This window comes from Corynebacterium otitidis ATCC 51513 (genome assembly GCF_000296405.1).
Lineage (GTDB): Bacteria > Actinomycetota > Actinomycetes > Mycobacteriales > Mycobacteriaceae > Corynebacterium > Corynebacterium otitidis.
Genome location: NZ_JH815192.1, coordinates 210,523 through 211,393, shown reverse-complemented (window position 1 = coordinate 211,393; position 871 = coordinate 210,523). Strand labels below are relative to the sequence as shown.

The following is an 871-nucleotide window of genomic DNA, read 5'->3' as shown; positions in this document are numbered from 1 at the left end:
GCTCGCGGCCGCCGCGGCCGCGGCTCTGGGCGGGCACGCCGACGCGCTCGTCGCCGACGCCGCCGAGGCCGCCGCCTTAGACCCCGAGGGGCTCAGCCGCTCGGTGATCGTCGCGCGCGACGAGACCCCGGGCGAGGCGTGGCGCCTCGACGCCGAGCTGCCCGAGGGCTGCACGTGGCTCGTCGACGCCCTCGAGCCCGACCCGGCGGTGCGCCGCGCGGTGAGCCGCCTGCTCGCCGACGTGTGCCTCGCGCCCGACCGCGCGGCCGCGGAGCGCGCCGTCGCCGCCGACCCCCGCATCCGCGCCGTCACTGAGGACGGAGAGCTGCGCGGCGAGGGCTGGGTCGCGCTCGGCCGGGGCGAGGCCTCCGGCGTGGAGCTCGCCGGCGAGGCCGAGCGCGCGGCCGCCCGCCGCGACGAGGCCGCCGCCCAGCTCGAGACGCTCGCCGGCTCGCTCGAGGGGGCGCGCTCCGCCGCGGAGGACGCCCGTGTCCAAGCGGCCAGCGCGGCCGCGGCGCTGCGCGAGCACGACCACAGCCACCGCGAGCTCGCCCGCGCCGTCGAGCACGCCGAGCGCGGCGAGGCGGAGCGCGCGAAGAACGCGGAGCGCGCCGAGCGCCGCATCGCGGAGCTCGAGGACAAGCGCGGGACCCTCGAGTCGCGCCTCGAGGAGGTGCGCGACCGCCTCGACGAGGCCGACGACGCCGGGCCGGTAGAGGACGACGCCGGCGACGGCCGGGCCGAGGAGGCCGCCGCGCTGCTCGAGCAGGTGCGCGCCGTCGAGGTCGAGGCGCGCTTGAGCCTGCGCAGCGCCGAGGAGCGCCGCGATCACTCCGCCGGCCGCGGCGACCGGCTGCGCCGCCAGGCCGAG

General features: G+C 80.8%; 1 pseudogene. It reads left to right on the top strand.

What is annotated here, in order from left to right:
* Nucleotides 1–871: pseudogene (locus HMPREF9719_RS00920) on the top strand (chromosome segregation protein SMC); the annotation flags it as partial.